Origin of the sequence: Dactylosporangium sp. CA-139066 (assembly GCF_050936175.1) — a bacterium.
Lineage (GTDB): Bacteria > Actinomycetota > Actinomycetes > Mycobacteriales > Micromonosporaceae > Dactylosporangium.
Genome location: NZ_JBNJNH010000002.1, coordinates 832,699 through 854,237 on the forward strand (window position 1 = coordinate 832,699; position 21,539 = coordinate 854,237).

A 21,539-nucleotide genomic window follows, 5' to 3' on the forward strand; every position below is an offset into this window, starting at 1 on the left:
CAGATGCCGGGCCCGTCCTTTTACCCCTCCCTCGATGCAGGTCTAGGCGGGTGACCAGAGCGCGGGGACGTTCGGGGGCTCCCAACCGACCTGAGATGTGTGGGACTGCAGGCATCGGTAGGTCTGGCCGCCGTACGTCACCGTGGCGCCTGCGGCGTAAGCCGTGTTCGGGGCCCACGTGCCGCCCTGGGGCGGGGTGCCGCCGGTGGACGTCGGGGTGGGGGTCGGGCCGGCCGTCGTGAGCAGCGTCAGGCCGTACGCCTGGAGGATCTCGTTGACCGGCTGGTAGTACATCGTGCCGCCCGACTGGCAGTTGCCCGAGCCGCCCGAGGTCACGCCCTGGGCCTGGTTGCCGGACAACCATGAGCCGCCGGAGTCGCCGGGCTCGGCGCAGGCGTTGGAGCGGACCAGGCCCGTCACCGTGCCCTGCGAGTAGGTGACCGAGGCGTTCTTCTGGTGGATGGTGCCGCAGCGCCAGCCCGTCGTGGAGCCCGAGCGGCAGACCGACGCGCCGACCGCGGCCTCCGTCGAGCCCGCGACGGCCACCGTGCCGCCGCTGTAGTTGTTGACCAGGCCGCGGGGCGTGTTGCCGGCGTCGACCTGGACCCAGGAGTAGTCGTTGCCCGGGAAGCTCGAGCCGCGGAAGGTGCCCGCGGGCTGGCTCGTGCGGGCGCCCGCGGTGCCGCAGTGGCCGGCCGAGACGAAGCCGCCGGAGACCGCGAAGCCGATCGAGCAGCGGGTGCCGCTGCCGATGTGTGCTGTACGGCGGCGGCGCGGGACTCGTTGGTGAGACGGGTGCGGGCCTGCGCGGGGGTGATGTGCAGGTCGCGCTGCATCGCCGCGAAGACGACCGGGGCGATGCCGGGGGGTGTGTCGGACGCCGGCGCCGGGTCGCTGTTGGCGTAGGCCAGCGCGCCGGCGGTGACGGCCAGGGCGGTGGCCGTGACCGCGCTCAGGATCAGGGACGTTGTGCGCATCGCGATCCTTTCCGGAAGGTGTGGAGACCGGCACCAGGGCGGGGAGGCTCAGCCCAGCGCCCCGGTGCCGGAGCGCGCAACAGAGGAAGTAACTGTGGTTAACACCGCTGTTGCGTGAGAACGTTAGGACCCGGAACGCCACGTGTCAATGCGCAAAAGAAAGAGGCCCCTCTATGTCAAGGGGCCTCAAACCGGGAGAAAGTCACTCGGCGCTGGAGCGCGCCCAGAGGTTGATGCCGGACTCCGTCGCGTGGCGGTCGATCGCCTCGAGTTCGTCGGCGGTGAACTCCAGGCCGGACAGCGCCGCCACGTTGTCCTCCAGCTGGGCCACGCTGCTCACGCCGATCAGCGTCGAGGTGACCCGCGGGTCGCGCAGCGTCCAGGCGAGCGCCATCTGGGCCAGGCTCTGGCCGCGGCCGGCGGCGATCTCGTGCAGCGCGCGGATCTTGGCGAGGTTGTCCTCGGTGAGCCAGTCCGCCGACAGCGAGCTGTTCTCGGTCGCCCGGGATCCCTCCGGTACGCCGTGCAGATAACGGTCGGTCAGCATGCCCTGCGCCAGCGGCGAGAAGGTGATGCAGCCGATGCCCTCGCGCTCGAGCACGTCGAGCAGGCCGTCCTCGATCCAGCGGTTGAGCATCGAGTACGACGGCTGGTGAATCAGCGCCGGGGTGCCGAGCCGGCGCAGGATCGCCGCGGCCTCCGCGGTCTTGGCCGGCGAGTAGGAGGAGACGCCGACGTAGAGCGCCTTGCCCTGCCGCACCGCCGCGTCCAGCGCGCCCATCGTCTCCTCGAGCGGCGTCTCGGGGTCGAAGCGGTGCGAGTAGAAGATGTCGACGTACTCCAGCCCCATCCGCTTGAGGCTCTGGTCGAGGCTGGCCAGCAGGTACTTCCGCGACCCCCACTCCCCATAGGGCCCCGGCCACATGTCGTAGCCGGCCTTCGTGGAGATGACGAGCTCGTCGCGGTACGGCCGGAAGTCGCTGGCCATGATCCGGCCGAAGTTCTCCTCCGCCGAGCCGTAGGGCGGCCCGTAGTTGTTGGCCAGATCGAAGTGGGTGATGCCGAGGTCGAAGGCGCGCCGCACGAGGGTGCGGTGGCCCTCGAACGGCCGGCCGTGGCCGAAGTTGTGCCACAGCCCGAGGGAAACGGCCGGCAGCTTCAGCCCGCTGCGGCCGCTGCGGCGGTACTGCATGCGCTCATAACGCGAGGAATCGGCGGTGTACGTCACGGACCCAACTTACGAGCGCGGGCCGGCCGTCCGCACAATTTCCACCACCAGCGGCTCCATGGCGGCGCGGACCCCGGGCTCGGGCACCAGGACCTGCACGAGCGTGTCCAGGGCCTCGTCGGTGAGGACCACGATGAGGCGATCGTCGGCGTCTTCCGCCGTACCGACGGAGAAGCTGCCGGACGAGAACTCGGCGCTGCTCTCGGGGCCGTCCAGGCGCAGCGGGCGGCCGAAGGGCAGGCGCCCGAGCAGCGTCTTGGCCACCCGGTCGGCGACGTGGGCGCCGAGGACGAGACGGACGAGATCGCCGTCGGGGCGCCAGCCGAACTCGCTCAGCGCCAGGGTGGCGGTGGACGACCCGTCGATCCGCCGGCCCTCCTCGACCGCCACGACCACCTCCGGGTCGTCGAGCAGCGATGCGCGGCGCAGATCGGTGATGAGCAGCGGGACCCGGCGGGCCATCAGCTCGAGGAAGTCGCGCACGCTCCAGGCCTGCGTCGCCTCGTACTCATCCGGGGTGAGCCCGACGACCTGCAGGAACTGCACAGTGCCATTGGATGTTTCGATCGTGCCGAGCTCCGGGTCCTCGGCGAAGGCGACCGCGCGGATGAGCGTGTGGCGCTGCTCCAGCGCGATCGGGCCGTTGAGGTCCATGTGGTGGTTCGGCTCGAACCAGTTGCCGGTCTCGAAGACGTACCGCGCCAGGTTCTGCAGGAAGTTGGCGGCCCACACCGGCGGCTCAGCCTCGCCCGGCTCGCGGCGCAGGCGGAACGTGAACTCGAAACCCCAGCCGGACTCGTCCGGGTTGTCGGACTGCTTGCCGTAGAGCTCGCTCATGCCGTACGACACCGCGTGCCAGTGCGGGACGGGCTCCACCCGCCGGTAGAAGCGGACACGGTCGAGCGGTGCAAGGTCGCCGACCGTCCACCGCAGGGGCTCGGGTCCGGGGTAGAGCCGCTCGAGTGCCGCGTCGATCGCGTCCCGGCCGGGCGTGTCGGAGGTCATATCGCGATTAAACCCGCTCATCGACGACTCGGCATAAGCGGAAATCCTTGAGCGCGTCCCCGGCCGGTCGATCAGCCAAGCATGGGCTGGTTCGCCGATCGTCCCGTCGCCGTCAAAATCTTCATCACGTGCGGACTCTTCACGGTCGCCGCCGTTGTCGCGGGGTTCGTGGGCGTGTCCAGCCTGGCCGCCGTGTACGCCCACGGCGAGGCGATCGAGCAGGACAACCTCCGCCCGGCGCTGCTGCTGGCCGACCTGCGCGCGAAGGCGCTGCAGGCCCGCATCGCGATCCGGGACGTCGCGCTGTCGCGGGACAAGGCATCGGCCCTGCAGAAGCTCAACGCGGCCGACAGCGCCGTGGCCGCCGCCCTCGCCGAGTATGCGTCGACCGCCACCGACCAGGACGCGATCGGGCAGTTCCGCCGCGACTGGGACGAGTACCGCAACGTCCGCGACACCGAGCAGCTGCCGGCCGCCCAGCGCGACGACGTCGACACCTTCGAGAAGGTCGCCCAGGACAAGGCGAACGCGATCGTGACCCGGGCGATGGGCGCGCTCGACACGGCGGCGAAGGCCGAGGCGGACGGGGCGGCCGAGCGCGTCGCGGCGGCGCGGGCCGAGTACCACAATGCGCGGGCCGCCCTCATCGCCGCGCTCGCCGCCGGTGTACTGCTGGGCGGCGCCGTCGCCGTGCTCACCGTGCGGCGCATCGTCGGGCCGCTGCGCCGGGTCGGCACCGTGCTGACCGGCCTGGCCGAGGGCGACCTGACCGGCGTGGCGGCGACCGGCGCCCGTGACGAGATCGGGCGCATGTCGGCCGCCCTCGACGCGGCGACGGCCCGCACCCGCGAGACGATCCGCGCGGCCGCCGACTGCGCGGGCGGCGTGTCCGGCGCGGCCGACCGGCTCGCCACGACCAGCGAGGAGATCGCCCGGACGGCGGCGACCACGTCGTCGCGCTCGGACTCGGTCGCGGCCGCCGCCGGGCACGTGGCCGGCAGCGTGCACAGCGTGGTCGCCGGCGCCGAGCAGATGTCCGCCTCGATCCGCGAGATCGCCCAGTCGGCCGCACAGGCGGCGACCGTGGCCGCGGCGGCGGTGCAGGCGGCGGAGGCGGCGTCGGGGACCGTGGCCCAGCTGGACAGCTCCTCGGCCGAGATCGGCAACGTGCTCAAGCTCATCACCTCCATCGCCGAGCAGACCAACTTGCTGGCACTCAACGCGACGATCGAGGCGGCCCGGGCGGGCGAGGCCGGCAAGGGCTTCGCGGTGGTCGCCAACGAGGTGAAGGAGCTGGCCCAGGAGACGGCGAAGGCGACCGAGGACATCGCCGGCCGGGTCGGGGCGATCCAGACGGACGCACGCGCGGCGGCCGCCTCGATCGGGCAGATCAGCTCGGTCATCGGGGAGATCAGCCAGTACCAGACGACGATCGCGGCGGCCGTGGAGCAGCAGACGGCGACGACCGGCGAGATCAGCCGCAACGTGTCGCAAGCCGCGTCCGGGACCGACGAGATCGCCGCGACCATCTCCGGCGTGGCCGACGCGTCGCGCACCACGAGCAGCGGCATGGGGCAGACCCGCGCGGCCACCGCGGAGCTCGCCTCGATGGCCGGGCGCCTGCAGAGCCTGGTGGAGCGCTTCCGGTACTAAAAACCGAGCCGCGCCGCCACGGTGGCCGCGGCCGGGTGGTGCAGGCGCTCGTAGATGGCCAGGGCGCGGCGCCACAGCCCGATCGCCGGCGCCCCCTCCAGCGCGTCGCCCAGGCGGGTCGCGGTCTCGGCCTCGTCCAGGCGGGCACCCAGCGCGGTGAAGCGCTCGAGGGCGTCCCGGTAGCGGTCCACGGCCCGCTCGTAGTCGCCCAGCGCGGCGTGCACCCGGCCAAGGTGCGCCAGGGCCACGGCCTCCTCGTGCGGGTCGCCCAGCGCCTCGCGCAGCGCCAGCGCGGCCTCGCCGTGCGTGACCGCCTCCGGGCCCCGGCCGATCTGCGTGTAGTGCCAGGCGGCCGCGGCGTGGGCGGCGGCCCGGCCCGGCTCGTCCCCGGCCCGGCGGAACAGGGCCAGCGCCAGCTCGTCGTGGACGATCGCCTCGGCGAAGCGGGCCATCGACTCGAGCACCGCGGCGAGATCGTGCCGGCAGCGCGCCGCGGCCGCGGGCTCGCCCTGGGCGTGGAAGCAGTCGGCGGCCTCGCGCAGCCGGCGCAGCGCCGCCTCGTGCTGGCCGGTGCGCAGGTATGCGGCCGACTGCGCGCGCTGGGCCCGGGCCAGCAGGGCCGGGTCGCCGAGCCGCTCGGCGGCGCGGATCGCGGTCTCCTGCACGGCGATGCGGTCGTCCCAGCGCCCGGCGGCGTCGAGCGGGCCGTCGACGGCGTCGGCGATGCGCCCGGCGTCGCCGTACCGGCCCCGGCGCATGGCCAGGGCGAGCACCGGCAGCGGCGCCGACGGCGAGCCCGCGTGGTGCGCGACGATGAGGTCGGCCAGCTCGGCCCGCTCAGCGTCGGGCGTGCGGGCGGCGGCGTCCTCCCGGAGCAGGGCGTGCATCGCGAACCGTCCGGGCCGGTGCTCGACCACCAGTCGCGCCCGGGCGAGCTCGGCCAGCGCGTCTACATCGGACTGTCCACTGAGGACCGCGGCCTCGTCCGCGCCCACATCCGGGCCGGGGTGCACGCCGAAGGCGCGGAACAGCCGTTGCGCCGGCGGGGAGAGCAGCTCGTACGACCAGGTGAGCGCGCCCGAGCCGGCGAGGGCGTCGGCCACGGCGGCCAGCGACAGCTCCGGGTGCAGCGCGGCGCGCGCGGAGACGATGGCGAGGGCCATCGGCATCCGGCCGCACTCCGTGATGATCCGGTCGACGGCGGCCGGCTCGGCCGCGGTGCGCTCCGCGCCGATCCGCCCGGCCAGCACGGCCCGGGCCTCGGTGCGGTCGAGCGCGTCGAGGGCCAGTTCGGGCTCGTCGAGGCGGGCCGCGAACCGCGGGCCGCCGCGGCCGGTGACGAGGGCGACGCTGTCGCCGGCGGCCGGCAGCAGCGGTCGGACCTGGGCCGGTCCGGCGGCGTCGTCGAGCACGAGGAGCACGCCGCGGCGGGCGGTCAGCGCACGGTACATCCCGGTGCGCGCGGCCACCCCCAGCGGCATGTCGGCCGGGGCGACGCCGAGCGCGGCGAGCAGCATGCGCAGGGCCTCGACGGCGGGCAGCGGCCCGGCCGGGTCGGAGCCGCGCAGGGAGAGGAACAGCGCGCCCTCGGGAAACCGGCCGGCCACCCGGTGTCCATAGTGGACGGCAAGGGCGGTCTTGCCGGCGCCGGGCGCGCCGCCGATGACCACGGCCCGGGCGCCGGGCAGCAGCCGGTCGAGGCGGGCGATGGCGCCGGCCCGCCCGGCGAACCCGGCGAGGTCGGCCGGCAGCACCAGCTCCGGGGCCGGGGACGCGGAAATGCCGTCGGACGCCGCGGCCGGGCGGGGCTCGGCGATGCGGGAGCGGGCCGAGGCGATCGCGCCGGACTCGGCCGGGCTGGCGCCGAGCAGTCGCAGCAGGGTGTCGAGGCGCTCGGCCGGCGGCAGCGCCCGGCCCGCGAAGTATGCGCCGATCGCCGCGTGCGGCCAGCCGGTGCGCGCGGCGAGCTCGTCGAACGTCAACGGCGACGAGCGAGCCCGCCGCGCCTGCCGGCGTCGCAGGTCGCGCAGCAGGTCGGCCAGCTCATCGAGGGTGGCGACACCCGATGGATCTACCACCCCCGAGAGCCTGCCACAGCGCACCAAATCCAGCGCGCAATGACGTCAGGCGTTACAGGCCGTCTCGAGATCCTGACCCGCCGCGCTGATGTCGGTGCTCATCTTGCCCATGTCGTCGATTGAGTTGATCTTCTGCAGGTACTCCGGCGTGCCGAACAGCGCGACGCCGTCCGCCGCCTTGCCCAGCCCCGCCTGCAGCTTCGGGTCGACGGCCTCCTGCTGCAGGCCGCGGACCTTCTGCGCCAGGGCGTCGGCCAGCTCCTTGGTCTTGGCCATCGCCGCCGTCTCGGCCGTCTTGTTCTTCGACTGCCGCGCCTGGATCATGAGGCCGATCTGTTCGCCGATCGGCCTGACGTTGTCGGCGGTGAGCAGCGCCTTGGCCTTGTCGCACACCGTCTTCGTGTTGCCGGTGACGTCGACGGACGGGCTCGCCGAGGCCGCGGCCCCCGTCGACGCCGCCGAGTTGGACTTGTCGTCAGACTGTTCACAGGCCGCGGCACCGCTGACGAGAGCGGCCATGAGAGCCACGGACAGTAGCCGTCGCACGATCAAAATCCTCCCAATATGGATTGCCGGACACCGGAGCGTAACAACGGGAGGCCGAGGCCGCAGTCTTACATCCGATCGGGGGCCTGGATGCCGAGCAGGTCAAGGCCGGTGCGCAGGGTGCGCGAAGTCAGCTCGCACAACGCCAGCCGGCCCTCCCGCTCCTGCCCCCGCAGCACCGGGGCCCGCTCGAAGAACGTCGTGAACGCCGCCGCCAGGTCGTGCAGATAACCGGCCAGCCGGTGCAGCTCGAGCGTCTCGCCGGCCTGCGCAACCACACCCGGGAATCCGAGCAGCTCCACGGCGAGCGCGTGGTCGACCGGGCCGGCGACGGCGAACTCCCGCCGGGGGCCGTCCCCGCCGGCCTTGGCCAGGATCGAGCGGGCCCGGACGTTGGCGTACTGCACGTAGGGGCCGGTGTCGCCGGTGAACGCGAGCATCCGCTGCGGGTCGTAGACGTAGTCCTTGTTGCGGTCGGTGGACAGGTCGGCGTACTTGAGCGCGCCCATCGCAATCTCGGGCGCCCGCGCCCGCGAGATCGCCTCGTCGAGCAGCTCGGCGAGCTGCACCGCGCGGCCGGTCCGGCTGCGCAGCATCCGGCCGTCGAGGCCGAGCACCGAGCCGAACGACACGTGCTGCGCCCGGGCCGGGGGGACGAGCCAGCCGGCCGCCCGACCGACGGCGAAGACCATCTCCAGGTGCTGCCGCTGGGGCGCGCCGACGACGTAGAGCAGCCTCGTCGCGCCGAGGGTCCGGCAGCGGTACTTCAGGGCGGCGAGGTCGGTCGCGGCGTACCCGTAGCCGCCGTCGCTCTTGCGCACGATGAGCGGGCCGTTGAACCCCTCCGGGAACGCGCACAGGGCGCCGTCGCTGTCGTGCAGAAGCCCCTTGGCCTGAAGCTCGGCGACGATCCCGTCGAGGGCGCCGACGTAGTCGCTCTCGCCCGCGATGTCCTCGTCCCGCAGGCGGACGCCGAGCTGGTCGTAGACGCCCGTGAGGTACCGCCGCGAAATCCCGACGAACGAGCGCCACAGCGCGACCGTCTCCGGGTCGCCGTCCTGCAGCGCGACCGCCCGCCGCCGCGCCCGGTCCCGGAACCCGTCGTCCTCGGTGAAACGCTCCCGCGCGCCGGCGTAGAACGCGCTGAGGTTGCGCTCGTCGATGACGCCGCCCTCGACGTGGTGCTCGACGAGCATGCCGAAGTTGGTGCCCCAGTCCCCGATGTGGTTCTGCCGGATCACCCGGTGCCCGAGGAACTCCAGCACCCGCGCGGCCGCGTCGCCGATGACGGTCGAGCGCAGGTGCCCGACGTGCATCTCCTTGGCGACGTTTGGCCCCGAATAGTCCACCAGCACCGTCTCGGGCTCCACAGTGGACACGCCGAGCCGCTCGTCGGCGGCCGTCGCGGCCAGCATCCGGTTGAGCGTCTCGTCGGCGACGGTCAGGTTGATGTAGCCCGGTCCGGCCACCTCGACCCGCGAGCACAGGTCGCCCAGCCCGGCGGCCGCGACGACTTCCGCGGCGACGGACCGGTCCTTGAGCGCGAGGGCGCCGTTGGCCTGGAAGTCGGCCCGCTGGGATCGGCGCAGCACGGGGTCGACGGTCGATCCGGTCACGGTCTCGAACGCGGCCGCGAGCCTGTCCCGCAGCAGGGTGCCGATGTCAGCCATGCCCCCGTACGGTACCGAAGCGGCCCCGTTGCCGCCGCTCAATTACAGTCCGGTCGTGGACTTCGAAGAGGGCACCCGCCTCGCCTACGACCGGCTTTCGGTGACCCACCTGGCCGAGTCCAGCTCGGCGCCCGAGGACCGGCCGATCGACCGCGCGCTCTTCCAAGCCTTCGCGGATACGGTACTGCGTGAGCCCGGCCCGGTCGCCGACGTCGGCTGCGGCGCCGGCGTCATCACGCGGCTGCTCAACGACCTGGGAGTGGACGCCTTCGGCGTGGACCTGTCGCCGGGCATGCTCGCCGCCGCCCGCCGCGCCCACCCGCAGCTGCGCTTCGAACAGGGCTCGATGCTGCGCCTGGACCTCCCGGACGCCTCCCTGGCGGGCCTGCTGTCCTGCTACTCGCTCATCCACGTTCCGTGGCCGGAGCGCCCGCGCGCCCTGGCGGAGTTCCGCCGCGTGCTGCGCCCCGGCGGCGTGCTCATGCTGACGTTCCAGATCGGCGACGCCGCGTATCGTCCGTCCATAGTGGACGACATGGGTCTGAAGGTGACGTGGTACCGCCAGCAACCTGACGATCTCGTCGAGCTGCTGGCGGCGGCGGGCTTCGCTTTGACGTTCCGGGGCGAGCGCGCCCCGGCGGGCACCGAGTCAACGCCCCAGGGCTACCTGCTGGCGACCCGGCAGCCACAGCAGCACGAGGGCGGCGGCCTCGAGGAGGACTGAGCCGGCCGCGATGGTCTTCTCGGTCATGCACATGAAGCTATGGCCGGGCGCCCTGCGAGCCGCCTGCCACCGATCACACCGCCGGCATGACGGATGTCATCCATCGACCCGTGCGGCCGCGCGTGGGTCAGGACCAGGCGGGCAGTACTCCGGGGCCGGCCACGATGAGCACGAAGCAAATCCCCGCCGTCACGGCCATTCGCAAGAACCGTTGCATGGTTCGCAAGGTAACCGCGGTGACGGGGATCGCCCGCTCACACTTCGAGGTGAGCGCACGGCGGGCCGGCCGTCACACCGGCGCTTGCTTCCCGGGCGTTGCTGTTAGGTTCGGGCGGTGAGCTTCTCCCAGCACGCAACGACGTTCGCCGGACGGCCGGTGGTGGACGCACAGGCCGGCGAGCCGCTGCCCGAGGTCGACGCCCCCGCCGCCTGGCGCTTCTCGTTCTGGGACTTCGACGGCAGCACCCCGGAGGGCCTCGACCCGAAGTTCGCCGCCGAGTTCGACCGGTTCCTCGACGGCATCGACTGCTCCGCGGTGCACGCGCTGGTGCTCGGCTCGTGGGGGTACGCGGCCTTCGCCGACCCGCCGATCGCCCAGCTGTGCGCGGCCGCCGACCGCCTCACCTCGCTCGAGGCGCTGTTCCTCGGCGACATCCTCTCCGACGAGTGCGAGGCCTCCTGGATCCGCCAGGACGACATCACGCCGCTGCTGGAGGCCTATCCGCGGCTGCACACCCTGCGCGTGCGCGGCAGCGAGGGGCTGCGGCTCACACCCGTGCGCCACGAGCACCTGCGCTCCCTCGCGTTCGAGTCCGGCGGGCTGCCGGCCGGCGTGGTGCGCGCGGTCGTCGACTGCGATCTGCCCGCGCTCGAGCACCTGGAGCTGTGGCTGGGCGTGCAGAACTACGGCGGCGACGCCGACGTCGCCGACCTCGAGCCGCTGCTCGGCGGGGGCCGGTTCCCGGCGCTGCGCCGCCTGGGGCTGCGCAACGCCGAGATCGCCGACCGGATCGCCGCGGCACTGGCCGGGGCGCCGGTCGTCGGCCGCCTCGAGGAGCTGGATCTCTCCCTCGGCGTGCTCGACGACGCCGGCGTCGAGGTCCTGTTGGCCGGGCAGCCGCTGACCCACCTGCGCCGCCTCGATCTGCACCACAACTTCCTGTCGCAACCGTTCGCGAGCCGGGTCGTCGAGGAGCTGCCGGGCGTCGCCGTCGACGTCACGGACCAGCAGGTCGAGCAGGAGTGGGGGCGGTACACGGCCGTCGCCGAGTAGTCACCAGTTCTGCGGCGCGGGCGTGCGGGTCGTCGCGTTCAGCCGGTTGAAGAAGTTGGTGGTGGCGATCCAGAGCACGATCGCGCCCAGCTCCTCCTCGCTGAAGTGCTTCGCCGCGGCGTCCCACACGTCGTCGGGCACCGGGTCGGACCGGTCGGCGAGCCGGGTCGCGGCCTCGGCCAGGGCCATGGCGGCGCGCTCGGCGTCGGTGTAGTACGGCGTCTCGCGCCAGGCGGCGACGGAGAAGATCCGCTCGTCGGTCTCGCCGCTCTTGCGCATCGCGCGGGCGCCGGAGTCGACGCACGGGCTGCAGCCGTTGATCTGGCTGGCCCGCAGGTGGACCAGCTCCAGGGTCGCGTTCGGCACGCCGGTCGAGTGCGCGGCCTTGTACAGCAGGTTGACCGCCTTGGTGATGTCGGGGTTGGGAGTGGTGTTGCTGAGCCGGGACGTCATTTGCCGTCTCCTTCGGTAGCGCTGTCACATCGCAGCGATTTGCTTCGTCGCTGGTACGACGGCCCAACCCCGGGGCATGTGACCAATGTGGCGTAGGCCACAAAATGGACGAAAGGCGCGCTCATGCACGACGGCGACGACCGGCTGGCCGAGCGGTTCGAGGAACTGCGGCCGCGGCTGCGCTCGGTGGCCCACCGGATGCTCGGTTCGGCGAGCGAGGCCGACGACGCCGTACAGGAGGCCTGGCTGCGGCTCACCCGCGCGGACGCGGGCGGCGTCGACAACCTCGGCGCGTGGCTGACCACCGTCGTGGGCCGGATCTGCCTGGACATGCTGCGCTCGCGCACCAGCCGGCGGGAGGAGCCGCTGGAGGCCCGGCCCGAGGAGCCCCCGGCCGCCGACGCCGGCCCGGAGCAGGAGGCGCTGCTGGCCGACTCGATGGGCGTGGCGCTGCTGGTTGTGCTGGAGACCCTGACCCCGACCGAGCGGCTGGCGTTCGTCCTGCACGACATGTTCGGGGTGTCGTTCGACGACATCGCGGTCGTCGTCGGGCGCAGCCCGGCCGCCGCCCGGCAGCTCGCCAGCCGCGCCCGCCGCCGCGTCCAGGCCGACGGGCCGGACGCCGCCGCGGGCCGGCAGACCCGCCGGGACATCGTCGATGCGTTCCTGACCGCGTCGCGCACCGGCGACATGGCCACGCTGCTGCGGCTGCTCGACCCCGACGTGGTCATGCGCGCCGACGAGGCCGCGGCCCGGATGGGCTCGACCGGCGAGCCCCGCGGCGCCGAGGTGGTGGCCGCGTTCTTCTCCGGCCGCGCCCAGGGCGCGCGCCCGGCCGACATCGACGGCGAGAGCGGCGCCGTCGTCGTGGTCGGCGGCCGGGACCTGCTCGCGCTCACGTTCGTCGTCAGCGGCGGCCGGATCCTCGCCATCGAGGTGATCGCCGACCCGGACGAGCTGGCGCGGCTGGACATCGTCCGGCACTACTAGCGCCGGCCCCAGGCCGAGATCATCGGCGAGGTGGCGACGTCCAGCCGGCCCGCGTCGAGGTTGGCCAGGTGGGCGTCGATCTCCTCGTCGGTGGCCAGCCCGGCCGCGGTGAGCCGGGCCCGGATCTGCTCCACGGTCGCCCGCTCCAGCCGGGCGCAGGCCGGCCCGGTGACCGGGAAGTACGCGTCGGCGGCGACGTCGGCGAGCCCGGCCGCGCGCAGCCGCCGGGGCAGCGTGCGCCCGTAGGCGAGGTCGACGGCCCGCCCGGCCATGAGCGAGCGGAAGTCGTGCTTGAGCTTGTTGGCCAGCTCCTGGGCCGGCCCCCACTCGTCCGGGCAGGCCAGCGGCTGCAGCGCCGGGTCGGCCTCCTCGAGCAGCAGCCACCCGCCGGGCCGCAGCGCCGACACCATGGCGGCCAGCGCCTGGTCCCGCCGCGGCACGTGCACGAGCACGAGCCGGGCGTGGATCAGGTCGAAGCCCTCCCCCGGCGGCGGCTCGGCGCCAACGTCGTGGCGGAGCACCTCGTATCCGGCCCCCGCCGGCAGCCACGAGACGTCGAGATCGGTGGCGACGACCCGCCCGCTCGCTCCGACCCGCGCGGCGAGCCAGGCCGGCACGCTCGGCCCGCCCGCGCCGACCTCCCAGCAGCGCCACCCCGCCCCGACGCCGAGCGCCTCGAAGTGCCGGAACGTCGACGGGTCGAACAGCTCGGCCAGCGCCCCGAAGCGGGCGCCCGCCTCGGCCTGGGCGTTCACCAGGAGGTACCCGCCGTCGCCCGCGGCGTCGAACACCTCGTCGAAGCCGTTGCGATCGTCGTAGGCGTACTTGAAGCCGTGCCGCTCGTACAGGCGGCGGGCCCGGCTGCCGCGGATGATGGCGAGGCGGAACGGCCGGGCGTCGCGGTGGGCGGCCATCACCCGCCCCAGGACCGCGCCGCCGATGCCCTGGCCGTGCAGCGCCGGGTCGAGGTAGAAGTGCTCGATCCACTGTGCATCGGGCTCGGGCCGCACCGCGATCGAGCCGGCAACGCGGCCGTCGACCTCGATGACGTCGGTGTTGGCCGGCACGAAGTCCCGCAGGAACCATCGCCGGGCCCGCTCGGGGTCGAAGCGGTCGATGCGCTCGAGGTCGGCCCGCATCGCGACGGCCTTGATCCCGGCCAACCGGTCCGCGTCCGCCGCCGTGGCGGGGCGCAGGTTCCACGTCCGCACCATGCCGCCAACGTAGCAGCGGCCGCCGCGCGAACGTGACTCAGACATAGAGGCGGCCGTCGGCGACGACCACCGCGGTGCCGGAGATCTCCACCCGCTGCACCGCGCCGTCCGCCACCGTGGCCGTGGCACGGATCGTCGACGGGCGGCCCATCTCGACGCCCTGGCGGACCGTGATCGTCGCGCCGGGCCGGATGCGGCCGTGGCGACCCAGATGCAGGGCGAGCGGGCCGGCCGCGGAGCCGGTCCCGGCGTCCTCCGTCACCCCGTACGCCGGCGAGAACATGCGGGCCCGCCACACCAGCGGGTCGGCGGTCGGGGCGAAGCAGTTCGCGGCCAGGTCGTCGTGCCCGGCCAGGGCGCGCAGGTCGACCCGCAGGGCGGACAGCTCGGCCACGGTGGCGAGGCCGATGAACGCATGGCGGGGCCCGTTGCGGTACACCTCGATCGGAAGCGTCGACGAGGCCACCCCGAGGGCGTCCAGCAGCTCGGCCGCCCGGTCGTAGGGCTCCCACACCGGGATCGGCTGGAGCATCCGCGCGGCCCGCACCCGCCCGCCGCCGGCCTCGCCGGTGAACTCGAACGGCACCACCCCCATGCCGGTCTCCATGCGCAGCCCGCCGTCGCGCACGCCCGGGTGCCCGGTCGCGGCCAGCACCGCCGCCGTGCCGAACGTCGGGTGCCCGGCGAACGGCAGCTCCCCGACCGGCGTGAAGATCCGCACCCGCACGTCCCCGCCGGCCGCCGGCGGGAAGACGAACGTGGTCTCGGACAGGTTCATCTCGCGCGCGATGCGCTGCATCCGCGCGGCGGACAGCCCGGCCGCGTCCGGCACCACGGCGAGCGGGTTGCCCTCGAGCGCGGTGTCGGTGAACACGTCGGCGATCACATACCCGTACACGCGGCCAGGCTAGGCGGCATCGCGAGAGGCGCTCGACTGCTCGAACGGGTAGTCGGCGCGCCCGACCTCCGGGACAACGCCCGTGGCCCTTGATAGGTTCGGGGGCGTGGATCTGCTGACGGAGGCGACGGCGGCGCTCGATGCGCGCGGCGTGCTCGGGCCGCTGGAGGAGCTGATCCGGCAGGTGTACCGGCGCGCGGCCGAGCGGCACGAGCCCGCGCTCGGCGACGACGCGATGAGCTTCGGCACCACGGTCTGGCGCAACCTCACCAACCTCGGCGCGGCGGGGTTCGCCGGGCGGCCGGGCGTCGACGCGCGGATCGAGGACAACACGCTGGAGATCCTGGCCGGCGGCTACATCCTGCGGCTGTACTCGCTGCAGGGCGGCATGGAGACCAGCGTCGAGTCGATCCGGTGGGAGGGCAGCGACGCCCGCCTCGGCGGCGCCGTGGAGAACAGCGCCGACCGGCAGCTCGCCCTCGACGACGAGGAGCAGTTCCCGGACGTCTTCGCGGGTCTGGTACCGCGCAAACGCCACATCCGCATCGCCCACACCGGCAACATCGACACCGGCGAGGCGGTCGCCTACATCGGCCTGCCCCGCGACAACCGCAACGGCGGCTCGCCCTGGTTCGCGGTCGCGCTCTGGTTCGGCGAGCCGGCCCGCGCGGCCGCGGTCGCCGCGCGGACGGGCACGGCCGGCGGGACCGCGCCGCGCCACGACGAGCTGCCGATCCCCGAGCTCGACCTGCAGCTGATCGGCCGGCCGGGCGCCTCGATCCCTGCATGAGCCCGACGCCCCGGCGCCCGCTGACCGTCGCCCCGTTCCAACGTCATGCGCTGACCCTCGCGCGGCGGTGGCGGCGGATGTCCAAGCAACAGCTGGCCGCAGCGACCGGGGTCACGGCGGCCACGATCGGGCAGTACGAGCTGGGCCAGGCCCGCCCGCCGGCCGGCGTGCTCGGGCGGCTCGCGCTCGCGCTGGGGCTGCCGCCGGAGTTCTTCGCCGCCGCCGTACCGGCCCCGGCCACGCCCGGGCACGCGCACTTCCGCAGCCTCCGCGCGACCACGCAGGCCGAGCGGGACCAGGCGCTCGCGTTCGGTGAGATCGCCTGGCGGGTGGTCGACGCCGTCGAGCGCCTCGTGCGCCTGCCCGAGCTGCGGCTGCCCCAGCTCGAGCTGCCCGAGCCGGCCACGAGCGGCGACGTGGAGGCGGCGGCGACGGCCGCGCGGGCCGCGTTCGGGCTGGGCGGCGAGCCGGTGCCGCACGTGATCCGGCTGCTCGAGGCGCACGGCGTGGTCGTGCTGACGCTGCCCGACGTCTCCGACCGGGTCGACGCGTTCTCACACTGGTACGGCCACCGGCCGTTCGTCTTCGCCAGCCCCGCCAAGCACGACAAGGCCCGCTCGCGGATGGACGCCGCCCACGAGCTCGCGCACCTGCTGCTGCACCACGACGCCGAGCCGGGCAGCCAGGTGCTCGAGCGGCAGGCGACCGCGTTCGCGTCGGCCTTCCTGGCCCCGCCCGACCGGCTGCGCGAGGAGCTGCCGGCCCGGCTCGACTTCGAGCGGCTGCACGAGCTGAAGCGGCGGTGGGGCCTTTCGCTGAAGGCGCTGGTGTACCGCGGGCACGCCCTCGGCGTCTACCGCGACCACACCTACCGGCGCGGCATGAGCCTGCTCGCCGAGTGGGGACACCCGGAGCCCGGAGACCTCGGGCCGCCGGAGTCCCCGGTCGCCGTCAGCCGGGCCATCGGGCTGCTCGCCACGCAGGGCACCGGCCCGGACGGACTCGCCGCCCGGGCCGGCCTCCCCGTGGAGCTGCTGCACGCCGTCATCGCGGCGGGCTGAGCCGCCCTACGGGGCGATGGACCACAGCTGGCAGGTGTTGTTGAGCCACATCCACATCTGCACGCGCGTGCCGTTCGCGGTGCCGCAGTTCTGGTCGTCGAGGACCATGCCGCTTGCACGGAGTTCTCGGTGGCGTCGCTGGGGCAGGAATGCCTCGGGACGATCGACACGGGCCATGACGGGCTCCAGCCGATCGGGTCGGAAGGCGAGCGGGGCGTCCAGGCGAACCCGGCCATAGCGTCGATGCGGTCCGCGTCCGGGCGTGCGTATGGTCCGCTGGTGCAGCCAGCGGATCTTCCCGGGTACCGCCTGGGCGTCGACTTCGGCACGTCCAACACGGTGGCCGTCGCGCAGGCGCCCGGCGTACCGGCGCGGGCGGTGCTCTTCGACGGGTTTCCGCTGCTGCCCTCGTCGGTCTGCGTGGCGCCGGACGGCGGCCTGTTCGTCGGGCGCGAGGCCGTGCACGCCGCGCGCGTGCACCCCGAGCTGTTCGAGCCGCACCCGAAGCGGCGCATCGACGACGGGGAGATCCTGCTCGGCGACCGCGCCTACCCGGTCGCGCAGGTCATCGCGGCCGTGCTCGGGCGGGTGCGGGCCGAGGCGGTGCGCACGATGGGGGCCGCGCCGGCCGCGACCGTCCTGACCTGCCCGGCGGCGTGGGGGACGGTCCGGCGCCAGGTGCTGCTCGACGCCGCCGCGGCCGCTGGGCTGGGCACGCCGGCGCTCGTGCCCGAGCCGGTCGCCGCGGCCACGTACTTCGTCAACGCCCTCGACCTGCGCCTGCCCGTCGGCGCGAACGTCGTGGTGTACGACTTCGGCGGCGGCACGTTCGACGCCTCCGTGGTCCGGCGCACCCCGTACGGCTGGGAGACCGTGGCCAGCGAGGGGCTGCCGGACGCGGGCGGCCTGGACGTCGACGCGGCGCTGGTCGGCTACATCTCCGCCGCGTACAGCCGCAGCCACCCCGCCGAGATCCAGCGGCTGGAGCAGCCCGACAACGCCGGCGACCGGCGGGCCAACCGGCTGCTCTGGGACGACGTGCGCAACGCCAAGGAGGTGCTGTCGCGGGCCACCACGACGTACGTGCACCTGCCCCTCATCGAGGACGACACCCCGATCGGGCGCGAGCAGCTCGAGCGGCTGGCCCGGCCGATCCTCGACCGCACGGTGGCCCTGACCCGCAACGTGACGGCGGGCGCCCCGCCGGCCGCGGTGTTCCTCGTCGGCGGCTCCAGCCGGGTGCCGCTCGTGGCGACGCTGCTGCACCGGGCGCTGGGCGTGGCGCCGACGGCGATCGAGCAGCCGGAGATCGTGGTCGCCCAGGGCAGCGTCCAGGTCCTGCACCCGCCGGCGCCCGTGCCGGTGCCGCCACAACCGGTTCCGCCGATGGCACCGGCCTTCGCGGCCGCGCCGGTCTCGGCCTTCCCGGTCGCGCCCATGTCGCCCTACGCGGCCCCGCCGGCGCCAATGCCCGTGTCGGCGCCGCCCATGGCACCGTTCCCGGCTCCGTCCGCGCCGCCCGTACCGCAGGGGCCGCCCCCGCCGCGGTCGCCGATCAAGATCGCGTTGGCGGCGATCGCCGGGGCCGTCGCGTTCGCCCTGCTGTTCCTCGACCCGTTCTTCTTCAAGAACGTGTTCCTCGGGAACTGGATGTTCCACGAGTGGACCACCATCGCCCTCTTCCCGGCCGGCGTCGCGTGGTTCGCCTCCGTCTTCGGGACGCGGTCGGCCGCCCGGCGCACAGCGGGCCGGATCGCCCTCAGCGTGCTCATGCTCGTGGTGTTCACGCTGATCGCGCTGCTCGTGATCGGCCTGGCGGTGTACTCGTTCGAGGCGTTATGGGTCGAGAGTGCGCTCCTCGGGCTGCTGACGGCCCTGCTCGCGGTCCGGCTGCTGGCCGGGCGTACGAAGGAGACCGGCTCGCTGTTCGGGGCGGCCGACTGGCTCGGCACGCTCGCCACGGCCGCCGTCTTCACCCTCGGCCTGCTGGCGATGATCGGCGGCGTCGCCCGGCCGGACTTGTACGGCGTGCCGGCCCTGCTCGGCGCCACCGCCGTCGTCGGCCTGGGCGCCGCGACCGGTCTGGCCACCCGCTCACCCAACGTGCTGCGCAAGGTGGCGGCCGGGCTGCTCATCGCCGGGGTGGCCGTCGACCTGATCGACTTCGTGCGGCTCGCCTACCCGACGCTCTGACCGCTCCCGTCCGTCAGAACCTGGCGTGAAGATGCCGCCGCGCGTACCGCCGCCGCCCGTCAAGCCGCGTGACGCCCGCTCCATCGAGCAGACCGGCGTCCTGACCGGCGTGACGCCGACCACCGAACGGCACGCGCTCCTCGGGCTGCGGGTGCTGCTGCTCATGACGGCGCCGGCGGGGATCGTCACCACCGTGGTCGTCCTGCTGCACGGTGACCGGAGCATCGCCGCCGCCATCGGGCCGCTGCTCGTGGTGGCCGCCTTCGTCGGCGCGCGCCGCATGTTCCGGCGCGTCGTCGCCACCCGCGGCGGACGCCGCCCGCCGGCACTCATGCCGGGCCCGGGAGACCTGGAGGTCCGGAAGCTGCGGCTGAAGACGTTCGACGATGTCGAGGAGGACTGGATCCTGTACGGGCGGACGCGGGGCGGCGACGTGACCGCGGGCGACATCGTGCGGCTGCAGGGGCGCCGGCGACGGGACGGGCGCGCGGTGGCCCGCCAGGTGGCGCTGCTCGGCACCCCCAGCGGTCCGCTGCTGAAGGTCGTGACGGCGCGCCGGCCGCTGCGGTTCCTGGTCGCCCGGCTCCTGAGCCAGGCCGGATACGCGCTGGCCGGCGCGCTCGTCGTGTGGACGGTGCTGGTACTGGTCGGCGTGATCCGGTGAGGCTCAGTCGGTCAGCACGACCACGCGGCGGCCGGAGTGCTGGGGGCCGCTCAGCGTCGACGCCGGCGCGCGGCCGGCCGGGACCGCCCGCTCGCGACCCCACGCGCGAATCTCGTCGATCTGCTCCGGGTTGGTCCGGCTGAGCGGAAACGTGTTGGCAAACGCGTCGATGACGAACTCCGGCCGCAGCTCGGCGCCGCCGTTGAGGTGCAGTTCCGCGCCGACGTCGTGCAGCGCCGACTCGATGTCGGATCCGGCGAAGCCGTCGGAGAGCGCCACGAGCTTGTCGAGCAGCTCGGCCGGGATCTCGTGTTGCACGTACCGCTGGTAGTACAGCTGGATGATCTCCTGCCGGTCGTCGGCGTCGGGCAGGTCGACGAAGAACAGCTCGTCGAATCGCCCCTTGCGCAGCAGCTCGGGCGGCAGGGAGCGCACGTCGTTGGACGTGGCCACGACGAAGACCCGCGAGCGGGACTCCTGCAGCCAGTACAGGAACTGCCCGACGAGCCGCCGGCCGACCCCGGTGCTGTCGTTCTGCCCGGCGAGGCCCTTCTCGATCTCGTCGATCCACAGCACGCAGGGCGCGATCCGGTCGGCCGCGTCGAGGGCCTCGCGCAGGCGGCTCTCGGACTGCCCGACGTACTGCCCGAGCATTGCCGCCAGATCCAGCCGGTACAGCGGCAGCCGCCACTGCCCCGCGATCGCCTTGGCGGACAGGGACTTGCCACAGCCGGGCACACCGACGAGGAGCACACCGCGGGGCGGGCGCAGCCGCGTGCCGCGCAGGTCGGAGACCATGAGCTGGTGCTTGCGCGCCAGCCACGCCCGCAGGCTCGTCATGCCGCCGACCTGCTGGATGTCCGGGCCGATCCCGACCCGCTCGAGCCCGGCCAGGTCTCCGAAGTGCTTGTCCTTGAACCGCGCCAGGTGCTCGACGTCCTCGCGCTGGACCGAGCCCTTGGTGACGATGGTGGCCAGCACGTTGATGGCGGTGCCCTCCGGCACCCCGACCAGGAACTCGGCGGCCCGGCGGGCGTCCTGCTCGGTCCACTCGATCGGTACGACGCCGTGGTGGTCGCCGAGGAAGGCATGGATCACGTCGTACATCTCGGCCGCGTCCGGCAGGCTCAGCGCGATGCTCATGCCGAGGCGCTGCAGCCCGCTCCACAGCGGCGTGTCGGTGATCAGGATGATGCTGCCGGAGTTGGCGTCGGCCAGCCGGGCCAGCTCGGCCACGTGCCGGCTGGCCGAGTTGTCGTCGGAGAGGTCGTCCGGGTCGACGAAGACCACGGTGGCCTGCGCCCGGTTGCTGAACTGCTGGGCGGCGAAGTCCATCGCCCCGGGCCACGACCGGTCGTCGGAGGTCGGCTGATTGGTGCGCAGATCGCGCAGCCCGGTCGCGCGGGTGTAGATCCAGAACGGCAGGTTGCCGCGCCGCGGGCTCGCCGCCATCTCCCGGACCAGGCGCAGCGCCCGGTCCTGTTCGATGGTACGGATGCTGATGAGCGGGACCCGGGCGGCGATGTAGCTGTCGAGGTCGGCGCGCGACTCCGCGAAGTTGGACACGGTCGGGGCTCCTTCGTGAGGGTCAGGGCCGCACGACCCGGCGCCGCCCGGCGGTCGCGCCGAGCCAGGCGTCGGGCCGGGCCGCCGGCGCGGCGGCGGTCAGGGGGTTGTCGCGGATGGTGCGCAGCCGGGCGTCGACCACGGACTTCGGTGCGCCGCCGCGCCGCAGCCCGTCGACCTGCCGCTCGAGCTGGTCCTGGGCCGAGGCGATCGAGGTGTCGACGATCTCGGCCAAGCGCCGGCGCAGGTCCTCCGGCAGCGCGGGGTGGGCGGCCAGCGAGCGCACGGGGTGCAGGCCGCCCCGCGCCTGGACGAGGGCGCGGGCCACGCTGAACTCGTCGCGGGCGCCGCTCAGGCCGGCGCTCAGCGCGCGGGCCCAGTCCTGCAGGCGCTGCGAGACGGCGCCGCTGAGCCGGTTGCCGAGCCGCTCCCACCCGTCGGGTGGCAGGTCGGCGGGGGCGAGCGCGGGCAGGTCGGCCGGGTCGGCGGGCGCGCCCGCCGACCATTGCTCCAAGAACGCGGCCCACCGCGCGTACGGGCCGCCGTCGCCCCACAC

At 73.9% G+C, this 21,539-nt stretch carries 19 protein-coding genes and 1 pseudogene; 8 read left to right on the forward strand and 12 right to left on the reverse strand.

Features of this window, described 5'->3' with window-relative positions:
* Positions 1–42 precede the first annotated feature (42 nt).
* The 3 genes and pseudogenes from ACQEVU_RS48560 to ACQEVU_RS48570 all read right to left on the reverse strand — a co-directional run.
* Positions 43–753 (reverse strand): annotated as a pseudogene (locus ACQEVU_RS48560) (carbohydrate-binding protein); the annotation flags it as partial.
* A 426-nt stretch (positions 754–1,179) separates the two neighbouring features.
* Positions 1,180–2,169: an L-glyceraldehyde 3-phosphate reductase gene (gene mgrA, locus ACQEVU_RS48565; protein WP_433339706.1), complete on the reverse strand. Its 990-nt coding sequence runs from the start codon at positions 2,167–2,169 to the stop codon at positions 1,180–1,182.
* Positions 2,170–2,214: 45 nt separating this feature from the next.
* The gene (locus ACQEVU_RS48570; protein WP_433336888.1) at positions 2,215–3,210 is read right to left on the reverse strand and encodes a suppressor of fused domain protein; all 996 of its coding nucleotides are present in this window, start codon (positions 3,208–3,210) and stop codon (positions 2,215–2,217) included.
* A gap of 81 nt (positions 3,211–3,291) precedes the next feature.
* Here ACQEVU_RS48570 and ACQEVU_RS48575 point away from each other — a divergent pair, with 81 nt between their 5' ends.
* Entirely contained in the window at positions 3,292–4,863 is a 1,572-nt protein-coding gene (locus ACQEVU_RS48575) for a methyl-accepting chemotaxis protein (protein WP_433336890.1), read from the forward strand.
* Here the strand turns inward: ACQEVU_RS48575 and ACQEVU_RS48580 are convergent.
* The 3 genes from ACQEVU_RS48580 to argS all read right to left on the reverse strand — a co-directional run bounded on the left by ACQEVU_RS48580 (position 4,860) and on the right by argS (position 9,157).
* On the reverse strand, positions 4,860–6,941 hold the full coding sequence (locus ACQEVU_RS48580) for a tetratricopeptide repeat protein (protein ID WP_433336892.1): 2,082 nt from the start codon (positions 6,939–6,941) through the stop codon (positions 4,860–4,862). The genes ACQEVU_RS48575 and ACQEVU_RS48580 overlap by 4 nt on opposite strands.
* Positions 6,942–6,986: 45 nt before the next feature.
* A complete protein-coding gene (locus tag ACQEVU_RS48585; protein ID WP_433336894.1) occupies positions 6,987–7,487 on the reverse strand; it encodes a hypothetical protein in 501 nt (166 codons plus the stop codon).
* 68 nt (positions 7,488–7,555) lie between these two features.
* Positions 7,556–9,157 carry an arginine--tRNA ligase gene (argS, locus tag ACQEVU_RS48590; RefSeq protein WP_433336896.1) on the reverse strand — a complete coding sequence of 534 codons (1,602 nt, stop codon included), beginning with the start codon at positions 9,155–9,157 and terminating at the stop codon, positions 7,556–7,558.
* 55 nt (positions 9,158–9,212) lie between these two features.
* Between argS and ACQEVU_RS48595 the strand changes: the two genes are divergently transcribed.
* Together ACQEVU_RS48595 and ACQEVU_RS48600 are read left to right on the forward strand one after the other, a co-directional pair.
* Complete coding sequence (locus ACQEVU_RS48595) at positions 9,213–9,881, forward strand: class I SAM-dependent methyltransferase (RefSeq protein WP_433336898.1); 669 nt, start codon at positions 9,213–9,215, stop codon at positions 9,879–9,881.
* A 334-nt stretch (positions 9,882–10,215) separates the two neighbouring features.
* Positions 10,216–11,154, forward strand: coding sequence for an STM4015 family protein (locus tag ACQEVU_RS48600; RefSeq protein WP_433336900.1), 939 nt, complete (start codon positions 10,216–10,218; stop codon positions 11,152–11,154).
* Here ACQEVU_RS48600 and ACQEVU_RS48605 read toward each other — a convergent pair whose 3' ends face one another.
* A complete protein-coding gene (locus ACQEVU_RS48605; protein ID WP_433336902.1) occupies positions 11,155–11,607 on the reverse strand; it encodes a carboxymuconolactone decarboxylase family protein in 453 nt (150 codons plus the stop codon). It abuts the gene before it with no gap.
* Positions 11,608–11,730: 123 nt separating this feature from the next.
* Between ACQEVU_RS48605 and ACQEVU_RS48610 the strand changes: the two genes are divergently transcribed.
* On the forward strand, positions 11,731–12,597 hold the full coding sequence (locus ACQEVU_RS48610; protein WP_433336904.1) for a sigma-70 family RNA polymerase sigma factor: 867 nt from the start codon (positions 11,731–11,733) through the stop codon (positions 12,595–12,597).
* On the opposite strand, the gene ACQEVU_RS48615 is transcribed toward ACQEVU_RS48610, so the two are convergent.
* Together ACQEVU_RS48615 and ACQEVU_RS48620 are read right to left on the reverse strand one after the other, a co-directional pair.
* Positions 12,594–13,811 (reverse strand): GNAT family N-acetyltransferase, encoded by a 1,218-nt coding sequence (locus ACQEVU_RS48615; protein WP_433336906.1) that lies wholly within the window; start codon positions 13,809–13,811, stop codon positions 12,594–12,596. The two genes, ACQEVU_RS48610 and ACQEVU_RS48615, sit on opposite strands and share 4 nt — an antisense overlap.
* Positions 13,812–13,848: 37 nt before the next feature.
* Complete coding sequence (locus ACQEVU_RS48620; RefSeq protein ID WP_433336908.1) at positions 13,849–14,709, reverse strand: PhzF family phenazine biosynthesis protein; 861 nt, start codon at positions 14,707–14,709, stop codon at positions 13,849–13,851.
* 106 nt (positions 14,710–14,815) lie between these two features.
* Between ACQEVU_RS48620 and ACQEVU_RS48625 the strand changes: the two genes are divergently transcribed.
* Complete coding sequence (locus tag ACQEVU_RS48625; RefSeq protein WP_433336910.1) at positions 14,816–15,499, forward strand: hypothetical protein; 684 nt, start codon at positions 14,816–14,818, stop codon at positions 15,497–15,499.
* On the forward strand, positions 15,496–16,560 hold the full coding sequence (locus ACQEVU_RS48630) for an ImmA/IrrE family metallo-endopeptidase (protein ID WP_433336912.1): 1,065 nt from the start codon (positions 15,496–15,498) through the stop codon (positions 16,558–16,560). Before ACQEVU_RS48625 ends, ACQEVU_RS48630 begins: the two co-directional genes overlap by 4 nt.
* Positions 16,561–16,566: 6 nt before the next feature.
* Here the strand turns inward: ACQEVU_RS48630 and ACQEVU_RS48635 are convergent, their stop codons facing one another.
* Complete coding sequence (locus tag ACQEVU_RS48635; protein ID WP_433336914.1) at positions 16,567–16,737, reverse strand: RICIN domain-containing protein; 171 nt, start codon at positions 16,735–16,737, stop codon at positions 16,567–16,569.
* A gap of 102 nt (positions 16,738–16,839) precedes the next feature.
* Here ACQEVU_RS48635 and ACQEVU_RS48640 point away from each other — a divergent pair, with 102 nt between their 5' ends.
* On the forward strand, positions 16,840–18,753 hold the full coding sequence (locus ACQEVU_RS48640) for an Hsp70 family protein (protein WP_433336916.1): 1,914 nt from the start codon (positions 16,840–16,842) through the stop codon (positions 18,751–18,753).
* A 25-nt stretch (positions 18,754–18,778) separates the two neighbouring features.
* On the forward strand, positions 18,779–19,417 hold the full coding sequence (locus tag ACQEVU_RS48645; RefSeq protein WP_433336918.1) for a hypothetical protein: 639 nt from the start codon (positions 18,779–18,781) through the stop codon (positions 19,415–19,417).
* 3 nt (positions 19,418–19,420) lie between these two features.
* Here the strand turns inward: ACQEVU_RS48645 and ACQEVU_RS48650 are convergent, their stop codons facing one another.
* Together ACQEVU_RS48650 and ACQEVU_RS48655 are read right to left on the reverse strand one after the other, a co-directional pair.
* A complete protein-coding gene (locus tag ACQEVU_RS48650) occupies positions 19,421–20,983 on the reverse strand; it encodes an AAA family ATPase (RefSeq protein ID WP_433336920.1) in 1,563 nt (520 codons plus the stop codon).
* Positions 20,984–21,005: 22 nt separating this feature from the next.
* Entirely contained in the window at positions 21,006–21,539 is a 534-nt protein-coding gene (locus ACQEVU_RS48655) for a hypothetical protein (RefSeq protein ID WP_433336922.1), read from the reverse strand.